General features: G+C 39.0%; 27 protein-coding genes and 1 riboswitch. Of the genes, 8 read left to right on the plus strand and 19 right to left on the minus strand.

Features of this window, described 5'->3' with window-relative positions:
- Positions 1–60: 60 nt before the first annotated feature.
- Both BS1321_RS09940 and BS1321_RS09945 read right to left on the minus strand, forming a co-directional pair.
- Positions 61–1,440 carry a sensor histidine kinase gene (locus tag BS1321_RS09940; RefSeq protein WP_063235283.1) on the minus strand — a complete coding sequence of 460 codons (1,380 nt, stop codon included), beginning with the start codon at positions 1,438–1,440 and terminating at the stop codon, positions 61–63.
- Positions 1,437–2,156, minus strand: a complete 720-nt coding sequence (locus BS1321_RS09945; protein WP_063235282.1) for a response regulator transcription factor — start codon at positions 2,154–2,156, stop codon at positions 1,437–1,439. The genes BS1321_RS09940 and BS1321_RS09945 overlap by 4 nt, the downstream gene beginning before the upstream one ends.
- A gap of 291 nt (positions 2,157–2,447) precedes the next feature.
- Here BS1321_RS09945 and BS1321_RS09950 point away from each other — a divergent pair, with 291 nt between their 5' ends.
- Together BS1321_RS09950 and BS1321_RS09955 are read left to right on the plus strand one after the other, a co-directional pair.
- The gene (locus BS1321_RS09950) at positions 2,448–3,425 is read left to right on the plus strand and encodes a bile acid:sodium symporter family protein (protein WP_063235281.1); all 978 of its coding nucleotides are present in this window, start codon (positions 2,448–2,450) and stop codon (positions 3,423–3,425) included.
- A 295-nt stretch (positions 3,426–3,720) separates the two neighbouring features.
- A complete protein-coding gene (locus BS1321_RS09955) occupies positions 3,721–4,977 on the plus strand; it encodes a DUF445 domain-containing protein (RefSeq protein WP_069981772.1) in 1,257 nt (418 codons plus the stop codon).
- A 130-nt stretch (positions 4,978–5,107) separates the two neighbouring features.
- Here BS1321_RS09955 and BS1321_RS09960 read toward each other — a convergent pair whose 3' ends face one another.
- The 14 genes from BS1321_RS09960 to BS1321_RS10025 form a co-directional block, all read right to left on the minus strand.
- On the minus strand, positions 5,108–5,494 hold the full coding sequence (locus tag BS1321_RS09960; RefSeq protein ID WP_063235279.1) for a hypothetical protein: 387 nt from the start codon (positions 5,492–5,494) through the stop codon (positions 5,108–5,110).
- A gap of 120 nt (positions 5,495–5,614) precedes the next feature.
- A complete protein-coding gene (locus BS1321_RS09965; RefSeq protein ID WP_063235278.1) occupies positions 5,615–5,944 on the minus strand; it encodes a hypothetical protein in 330 nt (109 codons plus the stop codon).
- 152 nt (positions 5,945–6,096) lie between these two features.
- Positions 6,097–6,582, minus strand: coding sequence for a hypothetical protein (locus tag BS1321_RS09970; protein ID WP_063235277.1), 486 nt, complete (start codon positions 6,580–6,582; stop codon positions 6,097–6,099).
- 59 nt (positions 6,583–6,641) lie between these two features.
- Positions 6,642–6,869 carry a hypothetical protein gene (locus BS1321_RS09975; protein ID WP_063235276.1) on the minus strand — a complete coding sequence of 76 codons (228 nt, stop codon included), beginning with the start codon at positions 6,867–6,869 and terminating at the stop codon, positions 6,642–6,644.
- Between the two features lie 111 nt (positions 6,870–6,980).
- The gene (locus BS1321_RS09980) at positions 6,981–7,400 is read right to left on the minus strand and encodes a hypothetical protein (RefSeq protein WP_063235275.1); all 420 of its coding nucleotides are present in this window, start codon (positions 7,398–7,400) and stop codon (positions 6,981–6,983) included.
- A 145-nt stretch (positions 7,401–7,545) separates the two neighbouring features.
- Positions 7,546–7,932: a hypothetical protein gene (locus BS1321_RS09985; protein WP_063235274.1), complete on the minus strand. Its 387-nt coding sequence runs from the start codon at positions 7,930–7,932 to the stop codon at positions 7,546–7,548.
- Positions 7,933–8,082: 150 nt separating this feature from the next.
- Entirely contained in the window at positions 8,083–9,105 is a 1,023-nt protein-coding gene (locus tag BS1321_RS09990) for an ADP-ribosylglycohydrolase family protein (protein ID WP_063235273.1), read from the minus strand.
- 385 nt (positions 9,106–9,490) lie between these two features.
- Positions 9,491–9,730 (minus strand): hypothetical protein, encoded by a 240-nt coding sequence (locus tag BS1321_RS09995; protein ID WP_063235272.1) that lies wholly within the window; start codon positions 9,728–9,730, stop codon positions 9,491–9,493.
- 149 nt (positions 9,731–9,879) lie between these two features.
- Positions 9,880–10,314: a hypothetical protein gene (locus BS1321_RS10000; protein ID WP_063235271.1), complete on the minus strand. Its 435-nt coding sequence runs from the start codon at positions 10,312–10,314 to the stop codon at positions 9,880–9,882.
- A 348-nt stretch (positions 10,315–10,662) separates the two neighbouring features.
- Positions 10,663–10,920: an Imm59 family immunity protein gene (locus BS1321_RS10005; protein ID WP_063235270.1), complete on the minus strand. Its 258-nt coding sequence runs from the start codon at positions 10,918–10,920 to the stop codon at positions 10,663–10,665.
- A gap of 15 nt (positions 10,921–10,935) precedes the next feature.
- Complete coding sequence (locus tag BS1321_RS10010) at positions 10,936–13,092, minus strand: T7SS effector LXG polymorphic toxin (protein ID WP_094246601.1); 2,157 nt, start codon at positions 13,090–13,092, stop codon at positions 10,936–10,938.
- On the minus strand, positions 13,089–13,376 hold the full coding sequence (locus BS1321_RS10015) for a YwqI/YxiC family protein (protein ID WP_034306007.1): 288 nt from the start codon (positions 13,374–13,376) through the stop codon (positions 13,089–13,091). The genes BS1321_RS10010 and BS1321_RS10015 overlap by 4 nt, the downstream gene beginning before the upstream one ends.
- Positions 13,376–13,801, minus strand: a complete 426-nt coding sequence (locus BS1321_RS10020) for a YwqH-like family protein (protein WP_063235769.1) — start codon at positions 13,799–13,801, stop codon at positions 13,376–13,378. Before BS1321_RS10020 ends, BS1321_RS10015 begins: the two co-directional genes overlap by 1 nt.
- A gap of 235 nt (positions 13,802–14,036) precedes the next feature.
- Positions 14,037–15,440, minus strand: coding sequence for a M28 family peptidase (locus BS1321_RS10025; RefSeq protein WP_063235768.1), 1,404 nt, complete (start codon positions 15,438–15,440; stop codon positions 14,037–14,039).
- Positions 15,441–15,711: 271 nt separating this feature from the next.
- On the opposite strand from BS1321_RS10025, the gene BS1321_RS10030 reads away from it, so the two are divergent.
- Genes BS1321_RS10030 through BS1321_RS10040 form a run of 3 tightly spaced genes read left to right on the plus strand, consistent with a single transcriptional unit; the run spans position 15,712 to position 19,921 of the window.
- Positions 15,712–16,860, plus strand: a complete 1,149-nt coding sequence (locus BS1321_RS10030; RefSeq protein WP_063235767.1) for an iron-containing alcohol dehydrogenase — start codon at positions 15,712–15,714, stop codon at positions 16,858–16,860.
- A 12-nt stretch (positions 16,861–16,872) separates the two neighbouring features.
- Positions 16,873–18,486: a sensor histidine kinase gene (locus tag BS1321_RS10035; protein WP_063235766.1), complete on the plus strand. Its 1,614-nt coding sequence runs from the start codon at positions 16,873–16,875 to the stop codon at positions 18,484–18,486.
- Between the two features lie 4 nt (positions 18,487–18,490).
- The gene (locus tag BS1321_RS10040) at positions 18,491–19,921 is read left to right on the plus strand and encodes a sigma-54-dependent transcriptional regulator (RefSeq protein WP_063235765.1); all 1,431 of its coding nucleotides are present in this window, start codon (positions 18,491–18,493) and stop codon (positions 19,919–19,921) included.
- 42 nt (positions 19,922–19,963) lie between these two features.
- On the opposite strand, the gene adhP is transcribed toward BS1321_RS10040, so the two are convergent.
- Positions 19,964–20,977 carry an alcohol dehydrogenase AdhP gene (adhP, locus tag BS1321_RS10045; RefSeq protein WP_063235775.1) on the minus strand — a complete coding sequence of 338 codons (1,014 nt, stop codon included), beginning with the start codon at positions 20,975–20,977 and terminating at the stop codon, positions 19,964–19,966.
- A gap of 277 nt (positions 20,978–21,254) precedes the next feature.
- Between adhP and BS1321_RS10050 the strand changes: the two genes are divergently transcribed.
- Positions 21,255–21,551 (plus strand): DUF3892 domain-containing protein, encoded by a 297-nt coding sequence (locus BS1321_RS10050; RefSeq protein ID WP_063235764.1) that lies wholly within the window; start codon positions 21,255–21,257, stop codon positions 21,549–21,551.
- A gap of 82 nt (positions 21,552–21,633) precedes the next feature.
- Here the strand turns inward: BS1321_RS10050 and BS1321_RS10055 are convergent, their stop codons facing one another.
- A complete protein-coding gene (locus BS1321_RS10055) occupies positions 21,634–22,446 on the minus strand; it encodes a hypothetical protein (RefSeq protein ID WP_063235763.1) in 813 nt (270 codons plus the stop codon).
- Positions 22,447–22,589: 143 nt separating this feature from the next.
- The gene (locus tag BS1321_RS10060; protein WP_063235762.1) at positions 22,590–23,111 is read right to left on the minus strand and encodes a YbaK/EbsC family protein; all 522 of its coding nucleotides are present in this window, start codon (positions 23,109–23,111) and stop codon (positions 22,590–22,592) included.
- Between the two features lie 170 nt (positions 23,112–23,281).
- A riboswitch (PreQ1 riboswitch) is annotated at positions 23,282–23,326 on the plus strand.
- Positions 23,327–23,332: 6 nt separating this feature from the next.
- Between BS1321_RS10060 and BS1321_RS10065 the strand changes: the two genes are divergently transcribed.
- Complete coding sequence (locus BS1321_RS10065; protein WP_063235761.1) at positions 23,333–23,818, plus strand: QueT transporter family protein; 486 nt, start codon at positions 23,333–23,335, stop codon at positions 23,816–23,818.
- A 122-nt stretch (positions 23,819–23,940) separates the two neighbouring features.
- Entirely contained in the window at positions 23,941–24,597 is a 657-nt protein-coding gene (locus BS1321_RS10070) for a TVP38/TMEM64 family protein (protein ID WP_063235760.1), read from the plus strand.
- The last annotated feature ends 11 nt before the right edge of the window (positions 24,598–24,608 follow it).

The raw sequence follows: 24,608 nt of genomic DNA on the forward strand, positions 1-24,608 counted from the left end.
TACTTCAACCGGTATGAATTGATTGTAATCAATCAATATGAATGGAAGATGAACGAATGATTACATTAGGGGCAACCGGATATAAAAAGTGGTCCCTTTGCCAAGATCGCTTTGAACCTCAATCGTTCCGCCATGTAGTTCAATCAGCTTCTTCGTTATCGAAAGTCCTAAGCCACTGCCTGTTTCACTGCGATTTCTCACTTTATCAACTTTATAAAAGCGATCAAGGATATAAGGGAGGTCTTCTTCTGGAATTCCCATACCCGTGTCCGCAATCTTCACTTCTACAAAGCCATCTATTTTCTTGATTTGAATAACAATCGAACTACCGATATCAGAGTACTTAATACTGTTGGTTATCAAATTGGTCCATACTTGATTTAAAAGTTTCTCATCTGCAAAAATGACGGTTGAAGGCAAATCCATTTCGATCACCATATCTTTTTCCCGCCAATTCCATTCCAGCATAAACATCACTTGCCTTATTTGTTGTGCTAAATCAAAACTAGACCGTTGCAGCGGGTCATCCTCTTTATCCAACGAAGCAAGCATGAGCAGCTGTTTGCTTAACAACGACATGCGCCTGCTTTCTTTTTCAATAATGGACAAGTACTGATTTCTTTGTTCTTTTGTTAATTCCTCCGATTGGAGGGTTTGAGAAAAACCTTGGATGGATGCAAGCGGAGATTGAATTTCATGAGATACATTCGATACGAACTCCTGTCTCATTTCATCTAACCGCTGTATGCTTTGAGTCATTTTCGAGAAATGCTGTGCCAAATCCCCTATCTCATCGCTTCGGGTGACATTCAATTCACTACTATAATCCCCATCAGCGATTCTCTTTGTTGCTTCCGTTAATTTCGTAATTGGCTTAACAATGAAACGCGTGTTAATAATAACAAATAAAAAACTGAGTAGGAGCGTAAGTACGAGCAAAACAGCAAGGAAAAAGCGGAACTCTCCAAACTGCAGTTCTATATTCGGCCTTACAAACAAGGCATATTTCTCGCCATCCACATTAATTGGGACCCCAACGCTATTGATTAATACATCCTCAAAAAACCCCGTAATAAACAGCCCATTATTATAATTAGCAATCCCTTGATAGGTTTTCCCGTTCAAAACTCCTGAAATCGTGTCTGAATCCAAAGCTGTTTCTCGAAACGGCTCCCCATATAAAGTCCCTTCACCCTGCTCATTAAATAAATACATTTGATAGTGCAATCCTGCTATATGATTTAAAAACGCATCAATATCCTGACCTGGATTTTCTTCATATAAGGAGACGATATCAGCAGCAACTTTGCTTATCTTCTCGCCATTGTGTGGTTTCTGAACCTTATGATAATAGACATTGGAAATTAAAAAAGCGATGACACTGGCAAGCACCATGATCAAAATGGTTTGAATAACAATCCTGAAATAAAGTGTTTTCACTTTTTATTGACCTCCAGTTTATAACCTAAGCCACGGACAGTCGTTATCATAAAATCATCGGTACGCCCGGTAAAACGTTCCCTTAACCGTTTAATATGGACATCAACCGTCCGATCATCCCCTTCAAAATCAGCACCCCACACCAGTTCAATTAGCTGCTCACGTGTAAAGACCTGATCAGGAAAACTCCCCAGCTGAGCTAAAAGCTCAAATTCCTTGAGCGGCAGGAGCAACGTATTCCCCTTTATTCGCACTTCATAACTTTTACGGTCAATAACCGTTTGATTCAATGATATGGATTCAGAATTCACCATACGGTACCTTCGCAATAGCGCTTTTATCCGAAATAGAAGTTCCCGTGGCTCAAATGGCTTTACGAGATAATCATCCGTACCCGCAAAGTACCCCTTTTCCTTATCGATAAGCTGATCTTTAGCTGTCAATAAAATGACCGGCAGATCATATTGATCCCGGATTTCCTTACAAAGATCCAGTCCGTTTTTAAACGGCATCATAATATCAACAACCGCTAGATGGATCCGTTCCTTCTCCAGTATCAAGGAAGCTTCATTCCCGTCCTTCGCTTCTGAGACCATGTACCCTTCCTTTTCCAAGTGAAATTTAAGCAACTCCCGAATATGCCGATCATCATCCGCAATTAATATATGTATCAAAGAAACCACCTCTCCACTTCTTTTATAACACTGGCTAAACATACAATAGCAATAATTAATCCTGTAAAACAACAAAATACTATTTCCTACTCTAGAAAACCTGTAACTACTTTCCATAAAATTAGTATGCCAATAATTTGCACCCCTCTTATTTTTCAAAAAAAAGAAAAAGGATAAAAGTGAACAGAATATCTAAAACCTATCCGCTTTTTCTTTGTTAACCATCATATTCATACTATTTCAGCGCTAGAGAATTACAGTTCAAAAAAAAGGTTTCAAATATTCTGAATATAAACTATAATTGATTTATTTTAAAACATCTAGGAGGTCACTATGGGTTTAGTAGAGAAAATCAGCGGATTTGCTGGTAAAACGTTTACCTTATGGGTCATTATATTTGCAGTTATTGCGTATATCTCACCTAATCATTTTATATGGATAGGAGACTATATTGTTCCATTATTAGGAATTGTCATGTTTGGCATGGGACTTACTTTATCAGCAGCGGATTTTAAAGAAGTTTTCCGACGTCCGAAAGAAGTTGCATTAGGGGTAGCAGGACATTTCATCATTATGCCATTATTGGCATTTGTATTAGCAATAGGGTTCGATTTGCCCAAAGAAGTGGCTGTTGGTGTTATTTTGGTAGGGTGTTGCCCTAGTGGAACAGCTTCAAATGTCATGGTGTTTCTTGCGAGAGGGAATGTTGCGCTTGCAGTTGCCATTGCTTCTGTTTCCACTATTCTAGCGCCTATCGTAACTCCCCTGCTTATTCTGCTCTTGGCAAGTAAATGGGTCAATATCAGTATTGGGTCTTTATTCATTTCCATAATTCAAGTGGTGATTATCCCACTGATGCTTGGATTCATTGTTAAAAAGTTTTTTGGTAAACAGGCAGAGGCTGGTGCAAAGGCTTTACCTCTAGTATCTGTCATTTCTATCGTTCTGATCGTATCAGCCGTAGTAGCTGGCAGCCAAGCTCAGCTGGCTAAAACAGGCTTGCTTATTTTTGCAGTAGTCGTTCTTCATAATGTTCTTGGTTTTTTACTCGGCTTTTTCTTTGCTCGTTTATGCGGGATGGATTTAGCAAAACAGAAAGCTGTTGCAATGGAGGTTGGTATGCAGAACTCTGGTTTAGGTGTAGCTATAGCAACAGCACATTTCTCACCTTTAGCCGCTGTACCTAGTGCCATTTTCAGTGTTTGGCATAATATATCAGGTTCCGTTCTAGCCTATATCTTCAGTCGTATGAAAGATAAGAAAAATGTAGGGACCGTTAAAAATAATACTATAAAAACAGACGCATCATAATATGTTGGAGATGAACCAAAAACTCTTTTCATTAAATGAATAAAAAAAAGCCGATTGATTAAATCGGCTTTTTTTTATTGTGAATCAACCATCCGCATCTTTGAAATTCAAAGGAAAATATCAATGATTGTGGTCTTAATAAGTGATTTTCCCATTCCCCAATAAATGAACTTACTGCCTTTGTTGGGAGTATTTTTTTGAACTACCTGCTATACTACTAGATAAAGTAAAACATTAAACAAATAGATGATTCGTTAATAGTAACTGAATTTCATTTTAAGGATGAGAGAATATAATGTCACCAAAAATAAAATCGTCAAGAAAAATAGCTAGATATTCACTAATTATCATGGGGGCGGGTTATATTGCAACCACTCCATTTCAAGGTTCATTGCCGCTAGATTTATTACATGGAGGGTTTGAAGCTGGTTTAGTTGGCGGGTTGGCAGATTGGTTTGCAGTCACTGCATTATTCCGCCATCCGCTTGGATTACCAATCCCCCATACAGCGCTTTTGCCCAACAATCGTAAAAGAATGACAAATGCACTTGTTTCGATGTTAAAAAACGACTGGCTTTCTAAGGAAAGTATTCAGGACAAAGTAAAACATATTCCTTTTACTGAAAAATTGATCCCTATTTTATTAAAAGAGATACAAAGTGATACTTTTAGAAAAGTCCTGATTAAACTTATCAAGCAAATGATTGGTTATATAGATATTGAAAAGATTACACCTTTCGTTGCAAAAAAAATTAAAGCATCACTTTCTAACATAGACATGAGTAAAATTCTACATTTAGTAAGTTCACAGTTACTTAACGAAGAGTTTGATAAGAAGGCTTTGGATCATGTTTTGAAAAAAGCTGAAGATTGGTTAAGAAAAAAACAAACCAGTCACCGACTTGGCACGGTTTCCATGGATGTACTCAGTAAGATTGAACTGGAAGGTATGCTTCAGTTTGCCGTTAAATCCATTCAAAGCCTACTTAACGAAGATAAACTTGGGAATATCATACAAAACCTGTTATTAAGTGTCGTAAATAATTTACAAAACGAGAACGAACCGAATAGAGAAGCTTTAATCTTATATATCAGGAAAGAGATACAAGGCATTAACCATAACCGGGAACTGTTAGAAGGAGTTGAAAAATGGAAAAAACAACTTCTAACAAAATGGGAACCTGAGGCGACAATAACGGGAAGTCTAAAACAAATTCAACAAGAAGCATTGGATTTCGTCGAAAATGAACATTTCATGGATACTTATCTGAATCCAATGATTCATCACATACTAGACAATATTAAAGAAAATAGCACCCACATCGATCATTGGATACAGAAACAAATTACTGTTCTCATTGAAAATAATCATACGCAGATCGGCAATCTTGTACAAGAAAATTTAGATAAGCTAGACAATGAAACGCTGATTGATATGATGGAAAATGGTGTAGGAAAAGACTTACAATGGATTCGTGTGAACGGAGCGGTCTGTGGTTTTATAATAGGGCTTATCCTAACAGGTGCACAGGCTCTGCTTAAGCTGTTATAATTCAGGCACCTTTGCCGACATTGTAACGGAAGAATACTGCATTACTAAATAACTGGGGCTGATTCGTTGCCTTTAGTTTATGCCCCTCATAAAAAAGGCCCTTAACCTCAAGGGCTTTTTAACGGGGAAATTAATCTAACGAATAGGGCTTCCTTTCTTCGATTATCTCCACTTCATCCCATTCCACATATTTGGAGTACATATATTTATCTGTTCTTTCAAACCCCATCTTTTTGGCAAGTTCAGTGTTGGTGGTATCCAACAGCACTTTACCTGTTTTTCCATCTTCAGATGCAGAAAATAACTCTCCCTTATATTTTGCCTTTGAATTTATCTTAAATAAATTTTCTACCTCTTCTACAGAAACATTTTTTATATAGATATTTTCATCTAAATGTTTGAAGCCTTGAGATAAATCAGCATGTTTATTACTTATTAACCTTATAGACTTATCTTTCAGTAGACTAAAACTATACTCGCTACCATTATGTATTGCATACTTTCCTTTTCTTATCATAGGTTCCTCCATTTTGAGGTAGTAATTATCATCAAAATTTAATTGCATTTCATTCATCTGGAAACAATCATTTCAACTTATGTTAAAGTCTTTTATTAGCGGGAAATACTCTTGATAAAATTAAATGTCCCTTTTAAATTCTTTTAATAAAATATCTTTTATTCCATCTAATTCATTATTAGCAACGATTCTCTTGTCATAGTTATCATCCCAAATAAAATAATCAGATAAACCCACTCTAGGTTTATCTATCTCACGATAGATGCTACTCAATTCCATCATAGTTTTACGATATTGCTCTGCTGATTCACAATCCAATAAGCATATTTCAATCAACTCAATTGAGGCTTTAGCTTGTCGTATTATATGTTCTAAATCTTTTTTTTCTTTTGTTAATATTTTCACCAAACGAACATAAGCATCTTTAATAACTAATAATGTTTGCTCCAAGTTTATCCCCCATAATACAGTCATTTTATTGGAACTTCATCCACCACTTTTAAATACTTACTTCCCAAGGTTCCGACACAAAAATTTGATTCTCTCCACCTGAATAGATTCCAGCTTGATAAGCCCGCTAGACCCTTATTTATATTAGTTCTTTAGGAATTTCCATTGTATAAACTATCCAGCTTCATTATAAAGTCTCTAGTTTCTCCCCTTGGTATAACCTTCCTACTTTCAGGTAAATCTTCAAATATTAATATTGGTTTTTTCATCTCAATAATCGCTTCTATGTCGTCAAGAGGCACGTCCTTTTTAAAAACAAATTGCTCTTGCTTTTCGAATCCATAGCAGTCTACATCATTACTATCCATACTAAATAACGAAATCTCATTTTCATCCAAGATATGCCTGCCCAATGAATATGGCTCAAACTCTTTACCTTTGTAAGCTACCAAAAACTTTAGTTCATAAACTAAATCAACTTCCTCTTTAGTCACATCCTTGATAAACAGATTTGTCATATTCCCTGTTTGATCAACCAGTTCACGAAATCCTTGTTCAGGTTCATGGGTTCTTAGTCTTAACCTGTCGTTACGGATATTCAAGAGGTAATCCTTATGATTATATATGGCATATTTCATCTTTAGCTTCACCTCGTCTAACTTGTTCTTATTTAATATCTTGTATTGAAAAATGAATATTAATTCAGAAGTTCCAAAACTGTTTTATAAAAATATTCACATGCTTCATCTTCTGTATCAAATTTCTTTAAATGTGATTTCAACCCACGTTCACTATAATAGACTTCCAAAATATTATCTCTTTTATTTAAGCAAAGTACCTCATTAGGTAGTCCACCATTAAGGCTATATAGATTTTTTGGAACATTATCTTTAATTAATAATTTCTCCAATTCCAACTTTTTCAAATTAATTCCCTTCCCCTCTAATTATGTTCATTTTCTTTTATATGCTTCACCTCAAGAAATATAAAATCTGAGTTATCTTTTTACACGATTCAGATATACACCTTTTTCTTTTTATCTTTGAAAATATAGTATGCTGATTCCTACATCACATGACCTTGGATCATACCATTGTGTAATCTTACCCCATTCAAATACATTTTCAGACAATATACCATCTGGATACCCAATTTGCTCTGTAAGCCATTCACCATGCTGAGATAGTTTTTCTTCATAGTCCCATTGGTTAATGGATGGATCATTTACTTTCAAATTAATTCCCGATATTAAATTATTTTCAAATGATAATCGGACATTAAAATATTTGCTACCTAATTTAGGTGCCTTTAAAAACCTTAAAGATTTATTATGACTATCAAGGGTTATAGATTTAAACATACTTGAAGATTCTTTTGTTTTTATATCATCTAATTTACAGTTAGGAAAAATAAAAACACCTTCTATTTCTAACTCTCCCTTTTTCAGATTACTCATCCCTTAATCCCCTCCGTTTCTTTCCAAAAAATTCACGATTTTTTTGATCTGTAATCTTTTTCTTAAGTTAATTTAAATTTTTCATTTAGATAACACTTGTATCCTGTATCTCTTCGTAAGTCTTACTGATTGTTACGATTTATATTTAATCTAACGAGAAGAGTTTTCGCTCTTCTATTATTTCAACTTCATCTAAATTTACCTTTTTAGAATAAAGATATTTATCTGTACGTTTAAAGCCATATCTTTCAGCTAGTTTTAAATGAGGAGTTGATAGAAGAATTTTTCCATTTCCACCATTAGAAGCTCCAAATAATTCTCCTTTATATTTTGCAAAAGAATGAATTAAAAATAGCTTTTCTACTTCATTTAAGGAAATAACTTTTGTATAAATATTATCTTTATAATGGATAAATCCATAGTTCATGTCTTCCTTGTTATTGCTTATTAGTTCTATAAATCCTTTGCTTTTAGATTCTATGAATCTATACTCTTTCCCATTATAGATCGTATACTCACCTTTTCTTATCATTTCTCCACTCCATTATTTAATTTTTCTATCACCCAAATTCAAACTACTTCGCTTCCCGTTTAACATAGCATATACTGGATTCTGGACATAAAAAACCCCTATAAAAGTCTTTTATAGGGGTTTTTTTATATTTAATATGGGTGATTTACATCAATCTCCATACTCTTCTTTAATTGCTTTATCTGCACAAAAACTAAGGAATTTCTCGATTAATTTATCAATATCTTCTTTTCTGGTGATTTTCTCAAGCCATTCTTTAGGAATGTCGTCCATTTTATAGTACATACCTGCCAATGTTCCCGTAATGGCACCTACTGTATCCGTATCATCCCCTAGATTCACTGCTTTTAAAACGGCATCGCTAAACGAATCTGAATTTCCTAAGCACCAAATGGCTGCTTCCAACGTATGAACGACATAACCATCTGACTGAATTTCTTCTTGTGGTAATGAAAAGAAATCTTCTTCAAAAATTCTTGAATAGGATTGTAGCTCTTTTTGGTATATATGATCTTTATCAAAATTCTCATCAAAAAGTTTTTTTGTTTGTCTTATTGCATCTTCAGGAGAATTATTATAATAAAGTCTAAGTAAAAACTCGACATGAATAATGGAACCTACCACAGAACGCGGATGTGCATGGGTTACTTCCGTATACTTTTTAATGGTTTGGATTTTTCCAATGAAATTAAAGTTATTAATAAGGATAAATGCTACTGGAGCGATCCTCATCAACGCCCCATTCCCATTATCAAACATTGCATTTCCTCCACATTCTGGCGCTGGCGTTCCACTTTTAAACTTGGTTATGGCTTCACTGGTCGTTCTGCCAATATCGAACATTTCATGATGTGGTGTCCAATAACCAGATTCCATATACTGAACGAATTTTTGTATTAGCTCCGCTGAATCGCTTTTTTCAATTAAGTTTTCAATTAAACATAAAGTTAACGAAGTATCATCCGACCAAGTGCCTGGTGGCTGATTATACGTTCCATATCCCGTTATATCATCAATAGTAAACGTCCCTCTTTTTTTAAATTCAACTGGGACACCAAGCATGTCTCCAATAATACCGCCATACAGACTCGGTAATACTCTTTTCTTAATAGCTAAACTCATAAAAATCTTGTTATCGTCTTCCCATCTGTCTACCATTCTTCTGCCTGCCATTCATTACACCTACTTTTTGTTTAAGTACCATTGTACCCTTGCTTAACAAATGCCCTACTGATTGATTAAATTCATACTTTGTTTTTATGTATGCTAACACCTATACTACAACCACTATAATATCTTTCCATTTAAATACAAGAGCAGAATCAGTTCGTATTTCCAAATTACCTGCTAACCATCATAGGTATCATACAAAGATTTAAAACTGTCCATTTTATTAAAAAACCTTGAATGGCTTTAGCCACTCAAGGTTTCATTTTATTCTAGTGAAATACGGATTTCTTTTTCGATAATCTTAACTATATTACCAAGGCATGCAATGGTTTTGGTGCTTTGGATAAGTAGTCTGATTTTCAAATCAAATGGATTATCTCCAATAATTCTACTTCCCTATTTTCCCCATCGTTATCATATATAAAAATTTAAAAATTGGATCCTCATTATCCTTTTCGATAATTGAAAAATTTTGTCTTTCATCCACATCATACAAAATCCAATTTCCATCTTCAAAGTAACAACCTGTTGAAATTGGTACATTAGTTTTTCTTCCAATAACAATATTAAATTCTTGCAAATTTATACCTAACTCTTTTATCTTATTTTCATATTCATTTCGTGTCATTTTACCAACCTCCTTTAATTAAGTAATATCCCTGATATCCTCCAGGGCTTTCACTTTAATTGGAGTATTATTTCAATTCATTAAAAAACCTTGAATGGCTTTGGCCACTCAAGGTTTTATTTTATTATAGCTAGATTCGGTTTTCTCTGTCATTTTTTATAACTGATCCAGATCTCTACTTGTCCACTTTTCTTATCTTCAAATGAAGTGACTTCTCCCCAAGTTCTATTATAAATTAAAGAGTCTCCTTTTTTAATATCTGGTTTTCCTAATATCTCTTCTACCCATTTATCATGTATCTCTTTCTTTTTTTTAGCTTTATAATTAGACCAATTATTGTAAGTATTTTTCAAATTTTCATCAGCATTGTCGAGTTCAATACGAGAAACTTTACCATTCTGAAAGTTAACTACAATCCAAAAATAAATTTCATCTAACATAATTGCGTCCTTAAAAACAAACATATTATTCGATATATCGCTTGATAGAAGTTCATTTTGAAAATTTATACAAAAAGCCTGTTTATTTGTATTTCCATTAAGTATGTTTCCTTTCACTAAAATATCACCTGTTAATGCATTCAAATTAAAAACCTCATTTTCATTTAATAGTAGATTTCAGAATTATAGTTTCCCTTTAGGTGAGAAAGCTTATTTTTTCTTTGCAGGTTTAAAAAGGGTACGGGGTTCAAGCTCACAATATTTTAATATGGAGAGCATAGGTGAATAAATGTTCCCACACGAATCTATCTATGATTAGCCAGGTTTTATAGTCACGATTCTGAATTGCCATAATCGAATTTAGTACAACTCCTTAGTATTTTTGAACAGACGAAGGGTGGACCAACATCTACTGTAAGCCCACCCTGTCTATTTCTAATGCTTCTTCATTTAGTTTGACAGCACTAATTCCTTATGAATATCTTTTCATATCTACAATAAACTTTTAAAGTACATTCTCATTGCTTTGTCTCCTCTGATCCTCTCGATAAAATCATGTAAAGCTTCACTTTCTTCTTTGTATATTTTCTCCCCTGTTTTTGTTGCTCTCTCGTCGTTTGTGTATACCTTCCACTCATAACCATCTTTTTCAATAACTACTTCACCTTCATTGGAAGTCTCCTTACAAAAAAAACAATAATTTTCTAATTCTTCATTTTGAATTATTTTCTTAGCATCATCTATATTCATACTATTCCTCCTAAGTCAGAACAAAAGTTTTATCATACCCAAATCTTCTAAAAGCTTTGCTGGTAACGGCAATTGATATTGAATACCTCCACCTACAGATCCAAAACCTGGAGCGATATCCCCTTTCTGAATAACTAAATCATCAAATTTTAAGGAATATTTTTTCATGTAACCCTCAATCGCAGCTTTTAATCCTTTGTTAGGACAATTATTTATATAAGACTCCATCTTACTAAAGTCGCCCGTAATCTTGTATTGATGATATTTTGATGTATCTTCGAGATATGGTAATGAACGCTGTTCATATGAATATGGCTTTCCATCAATAACCGGTGAAGTAAATCTCCCCTCCGCAGGGCCATATCTATCAATTACTTCTCCAATTTTTGAAATATATGGATCTTTAATTGGATTTCCTGCTGCATCAAGTCTAAATCCATCATTTGGCACCTGTGACCAATCTATTTTGCCATCAGGCATTAATACACTAGGATCTTTAGGTATTTGAATCTCTCTAGGCCATTTTTCTGTTTTTAAGTATTCACCTGCTAATTTTTCATCAATATTTTTCAGGTAATCATGCAAATCTGCTTTGGTACATTTTGTATTTCTAATATCTGTTGCCCCACTAGCTGACTTAACACCTTTGTCCGTACCCTTAGAAATACTCTCCCCTGAAACACCCTCTACTTTTCTATCCTTCACCGTAAATTTCTGATAGGCTTCCTTAATTGTCTGCTTTTCCATCATAACTTGGCGAAGGGTTGGTCCTCCTGCGAGGTAGATTTGTTCCATACTTATCCGTTTAGGAATTTCTTTTTTGCCTAGTTCTTCACCTATATTTTTTAACGTGGTTTTTCCTGATCTCGCTATATCTGTTATTGTGGCTTGAACCTTCTGAACCTGCTTTTGCGCAAATTCCTTGCTGTAAGGGACGAACTTTGTACCACTTGCTACTTTATCAGCGACTTTAGCCGCACCTGCCACACCGCCAATTCCAAGAGCCATTAACAGCCCGTTCTGGCGCTGTTCCTCGGTTAGCTGGTTGCCGAACATGTCTTTGCCGGTGGCCGCTTCACCGAGGCCGTTGGCTGCGAGGAGGCCGTATATCCCGTATTCGGTTTTCTGAAGGAGGCTAAAGCCTTTTGTCGTTTTATAGGCATCGAGCGCGTGGTTCGCTGCGTTGAGTCCTTTGGCCGTTTTGTATATGGCGCTGCCGCCTTTGATGGCCCGACCGGCCCAGCCGACGACGGGGATGAATCCAGCGGCTGCCATGGCGCCTGCGGCGATTCTTTCGGCATCGGACAGCTTGCGGCCCGTTACTGGATCGACTCCGGTTGAGGCCCTGATTGAATCATAATATCCCGTGAATTCCCCTGTAAAGGTTTTTGTCGTATCCCAGGCTTTTTCATACCATGGACGATTTTCGAGTTCTTCCATTTCCTGTTCGATTTTCCGGGCTTCTGCTTGATCCTTTTTGAAGGTCTGATAGTCTTTCATCTGACCGGCGACTTCATCCTTCACTTGATAGACGTCACTATTCTTGAATGCCGATTGATTAAATGTCATCGGCGAAACGTGGCCGTCCTGTTTGGTGGCATCAAGCAAGGCGCGGAAGAGGCCAACGGCCACGTTTTCCTGCCCAACGGACACATCATATTCCTCGACCAATTGCCGGTCGACATTCTCGACCTTTGTCCCGGTGTCATCCAGCCTTTGTCCGGCCAGTGTGATTTTTTCATTAAAGTTCTTTTGGTCGAACATATCAAGAGGCAGGATATCGTCAATGCTGTTCAGGATCCTTTGAAGATCGTTCGCTTGTTCATCGACAAGCGACTTCGCTTGGTTGATGCCGTTCGAGACTTCACCATCTAAAAAGGGAACCTCGACCACCGTATTTCCGGAGAGGTCCGCCTCTTCCAGGGTGGCCGGTATGCCTTCCAAAAAACTGATTTGGGTCGTGAATAGTTCCATCCAGGCATCCGCCACCTCGATTTGCGCTTCATAGAAGCTTTTGATGGCAGTAGCACCGGCTCCCTGAAACTCGTTATCCAGGCCGACGATGCCCTGAAATTCCTTTTTCAGGGCTGTGACTTCCTTCTTTAGTTCTTCATATTGCTTGGCGCGCGACTTGGTTGCGGCCGTCAATGTCTCGGCTTCATATATCTTCATCGCTGATACCCATGTGAAGACGTATGGGCGATGGCTTCATCCTGTTCTTTTAATAAGTCAATGTTGGCACGGGTATCTTCCACATTTTTCTGGACGATTTTGATATATTGCTCGAAGACCTTCTCCAGGTTCGTTTCGCGGTCGATCCATTTCGAGGTGAATTCCAATTTATTATTGCCAAGCTCGCCCGCCGGCAAATTTCCAAGCGTGACTGTACCAAGTGCCGTCTTCACCTGATCGACTTGCTTCGTTACGGCAGGATGATTCAGTTTGATTGTCGTCATTAAAACAACCACCCTTTTAAATATGATATTTTGCTTTCCAATTGATCTATGACGGCTTCTCCTTTGCCTAAAAGAACATCCGCTTCATGTGCTATCGTACCTGCTGCACTCAGAGCCTTTTTCTCTATATTAAGCATCATGATTTTACCGTCGATTTTCTCTTGATAGTCGTCATAATCATCATGAATGATCGTTGACATTGCCTTGTATGCATCACTGCGGGCATCTTGAAAGTCTTCTGCACGGTTTCCCGTCCAGCTTTTTGCCAAGTCCGGATTTTTAATTTTAGCTATTTCCCCAAGACAAGCATTCTGTTCTTCTTTGATTTGTCTTTTTGCCTGCTCCAAACGATTGATTTTTTCATTCACATCGGATGTTTTACAAAAGAGGGCAGAGTGAATTTCACTCAATGAATTTGCATACACCTAAAAAATCACCTCAAACATACTATTCTCATTATGTAGACTGTCATATTTTTCATAATTTTTATTATAAGGATTATAGTCTTAGAGTTAAATAGGGATAAATAAGCTATTTATGCTACGGAATTAGGAAATTCAGCCCGCACGCTTCAATTCCAGATTAGACTTTTTACCCCTACATCTCCATTTTTAGACATAAAGAAAGGGTGCAGGCTGCACCCTCTGAATATTTACTGCATTATTTGAATTCCTTTTCGCCAAATAAATGCGGAACTTTCACCTTTTTCCCTTTTTTATGATTGAAATCAGGTTTTTTAGTTTCGATTTTAGCTTGGTCATATACAGCGGTGCCGACAATTTCAGCAACATCTTGAAGCTTTTCTTTTGAGATTTTATCAATGGTATCATCAGGAGTATGATACCAAGGTTCTGATGGACTATGGATGAATAAAGCAGCGGGTATTCCAGCCTCAGCAAAAGATACATGGTCACTTCTCCCGCCTTGTCCATATGGAGTCGGCTCACCATTCAGTCTTGTGCTTGATGCTTGGGCCAGCTCGGTTACAAGGTTCATTTCTCCATCATTAGTCAAAATGACCAAATCTCCGGCATCCCTGCTTCCCACCATATCCAGATTGAAGTCGGCAATGGTCCGCTTGATATCATCATCAGGGAGATTGTCCACATAATGCTGTGAACCTAGCAATCCATTTTCCTCTGCCCCAAAGGTGACGAAGCGAATTTCCGTATCTGTAGGAAGATTCTTCAAAACACGTGCAAGTTCAAGGGTGACGGATGTTCCTGATGCATCATCATTCGCTCCGGGTGCCCCCGCGACGGAATCATGATGTCCAGTAATATAAATAATATCGCTCTTTTTTGCTTTATTATTCTTTGTTGCTTTTTTCGTTGCCACTACATTATAAGAGGTTTTTTCTCCGGAATAAGCTCCTTCTATTTTTAATGATGCAGTCAATTTGACTCCTGCATTCAATTTTTCAAGAAGGGCTTCTCCATCCTTTTTGGTGATCGTGACGGATGGAATATACTTGTCATTATCCTCCCCAAGTGTCCCGTTTAATTCCCCATCTGCATTATTGAATAGGATGACTCCAGATGCCCCTTTTTCTGCTGCATTCAATACTTTCTCTGCAAAAGTGAGGCTCCCTCTTTGTATAAGGGCAATCTTCCCTGAAACGTCGGTTTCCTCTAGCTCTTCTTTCGTTCCTAAACCGGCATATACAACTTCACCGGATAGGTCCCCATTAACTGAATAGGTTAAATGGTTCGCTTGGATTTCCCCATCAATTCCGGCAACGGACAGTTCGACCAGATTTGGGTCTGTATAAGATAAAAAATTGAACTCTTCGATATCGGCCTTATAGCCATAAGATTTGAATTGCTTTTTGATGTATTGGACGGCTTTATACTCAGAATCCGTACCGGCCACCCGAGGTGTTTGTGAGAGGTATTCAATATTATTGTAGATTTTATCGGCATCGATTCTTTTAATGACTTGCTTGTCCGTGGATGGCGCAGATAGCACCGGCGATGAGTGTGGCGTTGCTAAAGCGGCGGATGTCCCGGCTGTCCCGAGTGTCAATGCCGCGATTAAGGTTACCGATAGAAATTGTTTTTTCATAAATTGCCTCCCAGTTTAATAGATTCCACCATAATTTTACAATATATAGAGAATACTAACTAGGTAGGTTTATCCCTATTCATACATGTCTAAAGTAACGAATTTACAAATTAAAGAAATTAATAGGATATTTGACTTGTGCCAAAAGTTCTCTATCATTCGATAATTTGTCATATTATATAAAAATACCTGCAATCCAAACAGGATTTTCGCTCTTTTTCGGGAAAATAATACAGAAGAGATAGAATTTTTACAGGGAGAAGGCGCAAAGATGTCGATAACTAAATTCGTGATGCCGGAAGTGATTTTTGGAAAAGGTTCAATTGAACAAGCTGGCGAGGCCTGCTTGCGGCTGGGTGCCAAAAAGGCCTTGATAGTCAGCGACTCCGGGGTGGCCAATGCTGGCTGGTTAGATAAAGTCATTAAATCCTGCCAAGATGCAGGCCTTGCTTTTGCTACCTTCATTGAAATGACGACCAATCCGAAGGACAGGGAGATCGAAGCCGGCTGTTTGGAATTTAAAGAACAAGAATGTGATGCCATCATTGGTTTGGGTGGAGGCAGTGCTTTGGATGTCGCCAAAGGGGTAGCCCTTTTAGTAACGAATGGCGGCATCATCAGTGATTATGAAGGTGTTGATAAAGTCCACTCTCCCCTCCCACCCATGGTGATGATCATGACCACTGCAGGATCGGGTTCGGAAGTATCTCAGTTTTCGGTGATCGTCGATTCATTCCGCGAGAAAAAAATGACGATCATTTCAAAATCACTCGTCCCCGATATTGCAATCGTCGATCCTGGTACCTTAACAACATTGGGACCGGATTTGACCGCAGCTACGGGAATGGATGTTTTAACCCACGCCATTGAATCCTATGTTTCAATCGCTGCGACACCTTTGACAGATGTACAAGCTAAAAACGCGCTTTCCATCGTTTCCCGCCACTTACGCCCCTCTGTTGCATCCAGGCATAATGATGAAGCCAAAAAAGCGATGGCGATGGCGAGCCTGCAGGCTGGACTAGCTTTTTCCAATGCAATTTTGGGAGCTGCCCATGCCATTTCACATGCCATAGGCGGCAAGTACCTCCTTCCGCATGGAGAAATCAATGCGATACTCCTTCCACATGTCATGGATTTCAATCGAATTGCCTCACCAAGGCGATTCAGCGAGATTGCAGACATCATGGGCATCGATACACGGACATTGACCGAGCAGCAAGCAGGAATGGCAGCCATTCACTTCGTAAGGGAATTATCCCAGGATATAGGGGCTCCCAAGAGTTTAAGTGATGTCGGCATTACAAAGGAAATGATAGATCCCATAGGGATGACCGCTCTTGAGGATGCCTGTATGATCACAAATCCTCGTGATATGTCATTAGAACAGATTAGCCAGCTGCTTCTTACAGCCCTATAAGAGGTGATAAGCATGAACAAACTTGAATTGATAGATTTAATGACGGGTGTGAAATCTTCAAAGAAAACGTATTACACGGAACTTAAGAAAACCGTGGATCAGCTGAAGAAGAAGAATATGCAGCTTGAAATTATGAATGACATCACTAAAAATATGAATATGGACATCGACATCCAAGAGATTCTCCGAAATGTTATTACAAAACTTAAGCAGCTCATTACCTTCGATGACAGTCATTTTGTCATATTGTATGAGGAAGAACCTGCCCTGCTTCACATCTGCCCCAATGGTCACTGCGAACTTGAAATGGATTCTAAAAACTTGTTACACCCTTTTCAGGGTTTCTCGTCTGCCTTGAAAGACAAGCAGCCCATTCAGGTGGAAGTTAAACGGTTACCGGACTTCCCAGAAAAGGAACGTCTATTATCCCTTGAGATTGAATCACTTCTATTAGTTCCTTTATACGGAAAAAGTAAAAAAATCGGAATTTGGACTTTCGGCAGGAAGAAAAAGAAAACATGGCATAAAGATGAACTCGAATTTCTTGAGCAACTTTCCAATCAGCTTGCGTTAACTTTGGAGAATGCCCAGCTTTATAAGGAAGTTCTTCATTCCAAACAGGAGTGGGAGGATACATTCAAGGCAGTTGAAGATATGATCATCGTCTTTGATCACAAAGGAACGGTCTATCAATCCAATGATTCAGCCAGGGACTTTTCCGACCTTGTTCCTTTAATTGAGAAATCCCAAAATCTGATTCAAGATACCTTTTCATTCAATAAGCCAGGATTTCAGGAAATACTCCTTCAGCATGATACCATCTTGGAAATGCATGCTTACCCGATTCAAAATAAGGAGCATCAAGTCTATGGGGTCATTGCTTATTATAAAAACGTCACCGAAAGAAGACAGATGGAAGTCCAGCTATTACATGCCGGTAAACTTGGGGCTATTGGTGAAATGGCAGCTGGGGTTGCCCATGAATTGAATAGCCCATTAACGGCCATTCTTGGTAACTCGCAAATTTTATTACGGAAAACTCCACAGGACAATCCGGATTATATGCTATTGAACGATATTAAGATTTGCGGAGACCGATGCAGGCAAATAGTGAAAAGCCTGCTTACCTTTTCAAGGCAGGATGAGTATAGATTCCACTATTACTCTATTAACGAAACCATTCACCAGGTTTTGAACCTTTTGAAGTTCCAACTTGGGAAGAAGCAGATTTCCCTCCATCTTACACTTCAGGAAGACCTTCCTTTCATAAAGGGCAGCCAGCCGCAGATAGAACAGATCATCATCAACTTGCTATTGAATGCCAAGGACGCATTGGATGAGTCCACTCAGAAGGAAAAATCGATTGCGATCACTACCTATTCAGAAAACAAGTTCATGGTGGTTCAGGTGACTGATAACGGAACGGGGATTGAAAAAGAACGCCTGCCCTTCATATTCCATCCCTTTCATACGACTAAAGACCGTGAAAAAGGTACAGGTTTAGGGCTGTCTGTAAGCCTTGGCATCGCTAAAGACCATGGCGGAAAGATCGACGTTTTGAGCACACCAGGACAAGGAAGCACTTTTTTTCTGAGGCTTCCCATACAAGGAGAGGAAAGGGGATGATAAGGTGATTCATTTACTTGTGGTAGACGATGAGAAAGAGGTTGGGACTTTTCTATCCCGCCTTTTTACGATGAAAGGTTACCTCGTACAAGTTGTGAATAGCGGGAAGGAGTTTCATGAGATCGACTGGAATCAGCAGCGTTTTGATGTCGCAATGATAGATTTGAAGCTTCCGGATTGCGATGGACTTTCCCTCCTGCAGCATCTAAAACAACAGCAGCCGCGTTGCAAGGTACTGATCATGACCGGATACAGCACCGTCAAGATCGCTGTTGATGCCATGAAACTCGGCGCGAGTGATTACATGGAAAAACCCTTCGTGGATATTGAAGTACTGGAAAGGCAGATTGACAACCTATTGAATGAAAATGAAGCTTTGAACCAGCATTTCATCCATAAGCTAGCCGAGGATTCAGGACTCATTGTCGGTGAAAGTCCTTTAATGAAGAATTTGATTGAAATGGCTTTCAAGGTGGCCCAAAAATCCGTCAATGTATTAATCGAAGGAGAAACCGGAAGCGGTAAAGAAGTGCTTTCCCGCTTCATCCACATAGCCAGCCCCCGAAACCATGAACCTTTTATCGGCATCAATTGTGGAGCGATCTCTGAATCCTTGCTTGAAAGCGAATTATTCGGTCATGAAAAGGGGGCTTTCACAGGAGCTACCCAGTTGCGAAAGGGTTTTTTCGAAATTGCAGGGAACGGGACGCTTTTCCTTGATGAAATCGCGGACGCAAGTCCCGCCATTCAAGTCAAATTGCTTCGAGTTTTGGAAACGCGTGAATTCATGCGGGTCGGCAGCAGCGGGACATTACGGACGAACGCCCGGTTAGTGGCAGCATCCAATGAAAACCTGCAGCAGGCAGTGGATAAGAATAAATTCCGGGAAGACCTATTTTACCGACTGAACGTCGTGACTCTGGATATCCCGCCTTTGCGCAACCGAAAAGAAGATATTCCCTTGCTTGTCCGTCACTTGATGGAGAGAAATGGTCATGGAGATATCTCTTTTTCCAATGAAGCCATTGAAAAATTACAGCAATACAACTGGCCGGGCAACATACGCGAACTATCTAATGTGGTCATGCGCACGCTAACTCTTGCAGACCATAAGTCGGTAATAACCGCCGATGATATCTCTCTATCTAACGGCCAGATCACCCCTGACAAAAACGTGTCCCCTAATGAGATTCAGTCAACTGAAAACCTTCTTGAAGAGTGGCGAAAAAGGCTAGTGGCTGACTTTAATGAGAAGGATGAACTGATGCTTGAAGAAATCCTTACGGAAATCAAACAGCTTCAATCCACAATTGGAAAGGAGCTCGTCATGCAGGCATTGCAAAAAACCTACGGCAACCGGAATGAAGCAGCCAAACGCTTGCAAATATCCATAAGGAAATTACGATATATATTAAATGAGAAGAGCCAGACATAATAAATAGGAGGATGCCCCGTTCCAGGGCATCCTCCTCTGTTACTATTCTAGCGTCAATACGATGCGTCCGTTGATTTCTCCCTTTTCCATCATTGAAAACACATCATTGATTTCATCAAGTTTCCTCGTCTCTATATTCGTTCTGACTTTACCCTCAGCTGCAAATTGAACAGCTTCCTGTAAATCTTTTCTCGTCCCGACGATTGACCCTTTTACAGTTACCCCATTTAACACTGTATCAAAAATCGGGATTGGAAGTTCATCATTCGGCAATCCCACTACGACAAGTGTCCCGCCCCTCTTGACTGAACTGTAAGCCTGTTCGAATGCTTTTTTCGTAACCGCTACAGAAATGGATGCCTGTACACCGCCAACTTTATCCTTTATGGCCTGTACAGGATCGGTCTTAAGCCCATTAACCGTGTAATCCGCCCCCAATTCCGTTGCCAGATCAAGCTTATCATCTTGAATATCGACAGCAATGACATTAAAGCCCATCGCTTTTGCGTATTGCAGGGCAACATGTCCCAATCCGCCAATTCCATAAACCGCTACCCAATCACCAGGTTTTGCTTCTGATACCTTAAGCGCTTTATAAGTCGTTACACCTGCACAGAAAATCGGTGAAACCTCCGCAAAGTCAAGCCCTTCAGGAACCTTCACCACATATTTGGCGGGTGCTTTACAATATTCCGCATACCCCCCGTCCACGGAATAGCCTGCATTCAATTGATCCAAGCAAAGCGTTTCCCTTCCAGTCAGACAATATTCACAATCGCCACAAGCAGAATAAAGCCATGGGATCCCAACACGGTCACCTACTTTCAAGGAAGTTACGCCTTCTGCCACCTTTTCTATAATGCCCACACCCTCATGTCCAGGGATAAGCGGAAGCTTGGGTTTTACCGGCCAATCACCATGTACCGCATGCAAATCGGTATGACACACGCCACAGGCTTTAATTTTCACTAATATCTCACCATATTCCAATTCTGGGATTGGTACTTCTTTAATCTCAAGTTTTTGGTTAAATTCATTGACGACCGCTGCTTTCATTGTCTTGACCTGCTGTTTTGCATTTACAGTGCTAGCCCCTTGTTTTACATTCATGATACATATTCCTCCCTTAATCTAATGGATATTATTTCTTACTACTACTTAAACTAGATGCAAGTGCCATGCCACTGCAAACAGGCCAAGACGACAGCATTCACTTAAAAATAGTGCCGAAAAATCGGCCCATTTGGACGAATTAACGGCTCAAGTTGGACGAAATCCGGTTTGTATATTGCAGAAAAAATAGCTCACCCTATAAATAGGAGGTGTCCAAAACATGGACCAATTTGAAAAAGCCTATGAATCATATAAAAAGCAGGGAACACCGCAAGCAAACCAACTTGATGCAGCAGGAAAAGAAGAAATCATCGCCGTAAGGAAAAATGAGGAGGACAATATTATCGCCATCAAGACGAACTCCGGCCGCGAACTCGACTACCCCACTGCCCTTTCGGAAGCCAAAGCAGGCATCCTGGCCAATGTTGATGTCTTTCATAAATATGGACGTGACATATTGCGGAGTGAGCCCGATGGAATAAAAGAAAATAACCTGGATCAACTGCCGGAGTTTTGAGTTTTCGGGGAGACTGCCTGATTTGGGCAGTTTTTTTCTGTCAGGATGCGCAAAAAAGGAACCAGCATGATTAGCCGGATCCTTATTTTTCATACTGATAGGATTCAGAGATTTCGAGCAGTCGTCCACAAGACTCGACAACCTCGATGATTTCCATCCAGGACATGTCCAGACCCAGTTCATTAGCATGGGAAATCTTATCCCGTAATTTCCGGATGGCATTCGCATCCTTCTTCCCTTTACTTTTCGAAGGGATTTGGAAGAAACACATCAATTCTTTATCTTTATGTATGATATCGAATTTATCACTGATTTGCAGGCACTCTATTATATTAATATCCTCATTTTTATCGATTCTCCTCTTATATAATTCGGTTGCCTTTTCTAAACGGTCTTCGCTGATCATTGGATACCAGCTGCCATCGCCGAATCTATCCAGGATGATATCGCTCATCCTCATTTCCAATAAGGTAATATACCCGAATATCAGCATTCTGATCGGAGGCTTTTGAAGGTCGGCATGGGTAATCAACTTTTTAATTGAATTATTCTCTAATACGAACACCCTTGTTTTATTCTTGAAAATATGGAGAAGCTGGATCAAAGGCGTTGAATCCGAAACCATTTCCCTTGGTGAAAAATTTCTCAAATATTCAGATATACTTCCTTCACCTAGTTCTTCCCTTTCGATATACCCGATGATTTCCCCTCGATCTTGGACGGCCAATATATCAAAATTCTTTTTTTCCAATGCTTTCTGGATATCTACCGCCAGATCGTTTTTATGGCAAAACTCAAGCTCCTGGGCAATGCTCTTAACCGTTATATTTTCTTCATAAAGAGTTTTAAGACTAAGATAGCTGCTATTGCTTTTTCTATGGCTTCCATTTAACATCTTTAACCTCCGCTCAAGAACACTTTCTGCCCGATTTTCCACTTTAATAATAGACCGATAAAATGCATGCGGTCCCCACAAATAAAGTCCAGCCTAGTGGACTCAATCTCATTCATGTGAATCTTTTTGGCACCATTAATTAATCAAAAGCCATCAACTGCATTGCCTACCGCCGTTTCCTCATTCCCCTTTTCTTCCCAACCCTTACAAACATCCACCCAATCCTTCGCACCTGAATATTCAAATAATTCAGTGAGTGTAAGTTCTATTGCAGAGTTCGAACTGCCGCATGCCGGGAACAATGAATCAAAGCGCTTCATCGATACATCAAGAAAAACAGCTAAATCGTTTGCCAGACCAAACGGGCAAACTCCTCCGATTGCATGGCCGGTCTGTGCAAGCACTTCTTCAGGTGAAAGCATTCGTGCCTTGAAACCGAACGTCTGACGAAATTTCTTATTATCCACTTTCGCGTCCCCAGCGGCAACAACCAAAATTGCATTTTCACCTTCCCCCTTAAAGGAAAGAGTCTTAGCAATCCGCGCTGGGATAACACCGATGGTTTCCGCTGCTTCAATCACCGTAGCACTCGATGTTTCGAACTCCATTACATCGCCTTCCCGATTCCATTGTTTAAAATGGCTTTTGACACTCTCGATCGACATAAAATATTCACTCCTTTGAAGTACATATTGAAATAATATCATCCTTCATTGCAATAAATCAAAATCCTATTGGGCTACTTCTGCTGCTTGGAAACTTATAAATTAAAACCATTCTTTACAAATTGACGAAACAAGCTTACATGGGATACTATTAATCTTCGGATAAACGCCTAAACGTGGTTCGTAACCATCCCACGATAAAAAACTAGGGAGAGAGTAAAATGAATGTTCGTACACTCGTGATAAACGGGTTATTGGCTGCCTTATATGTGGCGGTCTCATTGGTGTTTAAACCAATAGCTTTTGAGATGTTCCAATTTCGTGTACCGGAAATGTTGAACCATCTGATTGTATTCAATAAAAAGTATATCTACGGTATCGTCGGCGGAGTCTTCATATCGAATCTGCTCTTTTCTCCGATGGTTCCATATGATTTGATTTTTGGGGTGGGGCAATCTCTGCTCGCCTTATTGCTCGTAATTTTTGTTTCGCGGTTCATAAAAAGCATTAAAGGACGGATGATTGCCACGATTATCTTTTTCACGTTCACAATGTTTTTAATTGCAATTGAACTGAACCTTGCCTTTGGCTTGCCATTCTGGCTAAGCTGGATGACTACGGCTGTCGGTGAGTTCGTTGTCCTCCTGATTGGTGCGCCAATCATTTATGGAATGAACAAAAGAATTCAGTTTGAAAAGTGGCTTTAAAGGAATCTTCGCGTCGTTAACCCACTATAATGGAAAAGAGCTGTCTGCATGATGCGGCAGCTCTTTTTTTTCACCAATGAACTCGAAAATGATAAACTATTAGTAAGAATGGTGGTGGCCCTTTGAAAAAAGTCCTGACCATAATTGGTCTACTGGTAATCGCAATATTTATTTACTCTAATGCAGAGTTGTTCACTTTGGTTTGGAAAAGTGATCTGGATTCTGTCATTGGCATATTGAAGGAAAACCTTTTGCTTACATTTATTGTGACATTCGTATTGATGTTTGTACAAAATTCTTTTACAATCATCCCCTTAATTTTACTCCTGACTATCAATGTCACGATATTCGGATTCATATATGGCTATCTATGGAGTTGGTTTACAAGTGTTGTTGCCTCAGGATTCATTTTTTATGCAGTAAGAAACTGGTTTCAGGAGCTTCTCTTAAAGAAGATTGGCGAAAAATGGCAAGAAACTGTTGTGGAGCATGGTTTCATGTACGTTTTTACAGGCAGGATTTTCCCGCTTATCCCAACAAGCTTAATTAACTTGGCAGCTGGAGTCAGCACCGTCACTTTCAAGGATTTTTTATTAGCGACGGCGCTAGGCAACCTTATATACTTTTTCTTCCTATCGCTAATCCCATATGGACTCCTTTCTGTTGAAATGAACCAATATACCCTAGTTGCTCTCGCACTCCTCACCTTACTATTCTTCATTATCTATAAGCGTGCAAAAAAGAAGAAGAAACTAACCTTCTTCAGAAAAAACAGGTGACCTCATTGGCC

Source organism: Peribacillus simplex NBRC 15720 = DSM 1321 (assembly GCF_002243645.1).
Classification (GTDB): domain Bacteria; phylum Bacillota; class Bacilli; order Bacillales; family DSM-1321; genus Peribacillus; species Peribacillus simplex.

Excerpts from the sequence above, each read along its gene's own strand:
- BS1321_RS09945 (WP_063235282.1), bottom strand. The coding sequence starts at position 2,156 with ATGTTTAGCCAGTGTTATAAAAGAAGTGGAGAGGTGGTTTCTTTGATA.
- BS1321_RS09950 (WP_063235281.1), top strand. The coding sequence starts at position 2,448 with ATGGGTTTAGTAGAGAAAATCAGCGGATTTGCTGGTAAAACGTTTACC.
- BS1321_RS09955 (WP_069981772.1), top strand. The coding sequence starts at position 3,721 with ATGTCACCAAAAATAAAATCGTCAAGAAAAATAGCTAGATATTCACTA.
- BS1321_RS09960 (WP_063235279.1), bottom strand. The coding sequence starts at position 5,494 with ATGATAAGAAAAGGAAAGTATGCAATACATAATGGTAGCGAGTATAGT.
- BS1321_RS09970 (WP_063235277.1), bottom strand. The coding sequence starts at position 6,582 with ATGAAATATGCCATATATAATCATAAGGATTACCTCTTGAATATCCGT.
- BS1321_RS09980 (WP_063235275.1), bottom strand. The coding sequence starts at position 7,400 with ATGAGTAATCTGAAAAAGGGAGAGTTAGAAATAGAAGGTGTTTTTATT.
- BS1321_RS09985 (WP_063235274.1), bottom strand. The coding sequence starts at position 7,932 with ATGATAAGAAAAGGTGAGTATACGATCTATAATGGGAAAGAGTATAGA.
- BS1321_RS09990 (WP_063235273.1), bottom strand. The coding sequence starts at position 9,105 with ATGGCAGGCAGAAGAATGGTAGACAGATGGGAAGACGATAACAAGATT.
- BS1321_RS09995 (WP_063235272.1), bottom strand. The coding sequence starts at position 9,730 with ATGACACGAAATGAATATGAAAATAAGATAAAAGAGTTAGGTATAAAT.
- BS1321_RS10005 (WP_063235270.1), bottom strand. The coding sequence starts at position 10,920 with ATGAATATAGATGATGCTAAGAAAATAATTCAAAATGAAGAATTAGAA.
- BS1321_RS10010 (WP_094246601.1), bottom strand. The coding sequence starts at position 13,092 with ATGAAGATATATGAAGCCGAGACATTGACGGCCGCAACCAAGTCGCGC.
- BS1321_RS10015 (WP_034306007.1), bottom strand. The coding sequence starts at position 13,376 with ATGACGACAATCAAACTGAATCATCCTGCCGTAACGAAGCAAGTCGAT.
- BS1321_RS10025 (WP_063235768.1), bottom strand. The coding sequence starts at position 15,440 with ATGAAAAAACAATTTCTATCGGTAACCTTAATCGCGGCATTGACACTC.
- BS1321_RS10030 (WP_063235767.1), top strand. The coding sequence starts at position 15,712 with ATGTCGATAACTAAATTCGTGATGCCGGAAGTGATTTTTGGAAAAGGT.
- BS1321_RS10035 (WP_063235766.1), top strand. The coding sequence starts at position 16,873 with ATGAACAAACTTGAATTGATAGATTTAATGACGGGTGTGAAATCTTCA.
- adhP (WP_063235775.1), bottom strand. The coding sequence starts at position 20,977 with ATGAAAGCAGCGGTCGTCAATGAATTTAACCAAAAACTTGAGATTAAA.
- BS1321_RS10050 (WP_063235764.1), top strand. The coding sequence starts at position 21,255 with ATGGACCAATTTGAAAAAGCCTATGAATCATATAAAAAGCAGGGAACA.
- BS1321_RS10055 (WP_063235763.1), bottom strand. The coding sequence starts at position 22,446 with ATGTTAAATGGAAGCCATAGAAAAAGCAATAGCAGCTATCTTAGTCTT.
- BS1321_RS10060 (WP_063235762.1), bottom strand. The coding sequence starts at position 23,111 with ATGTCGATCGAGAGTGTCAAAAGCCATTTTAAACAATGGAATCGGGAA.
- BS1321_RS10065 (WP_063235761.1), top strand. The coding sequence starts at position 23,333 with ATGAATGTTCGTACACTCGTGATAAACGGGTTATTGGCTGCCTTATAT.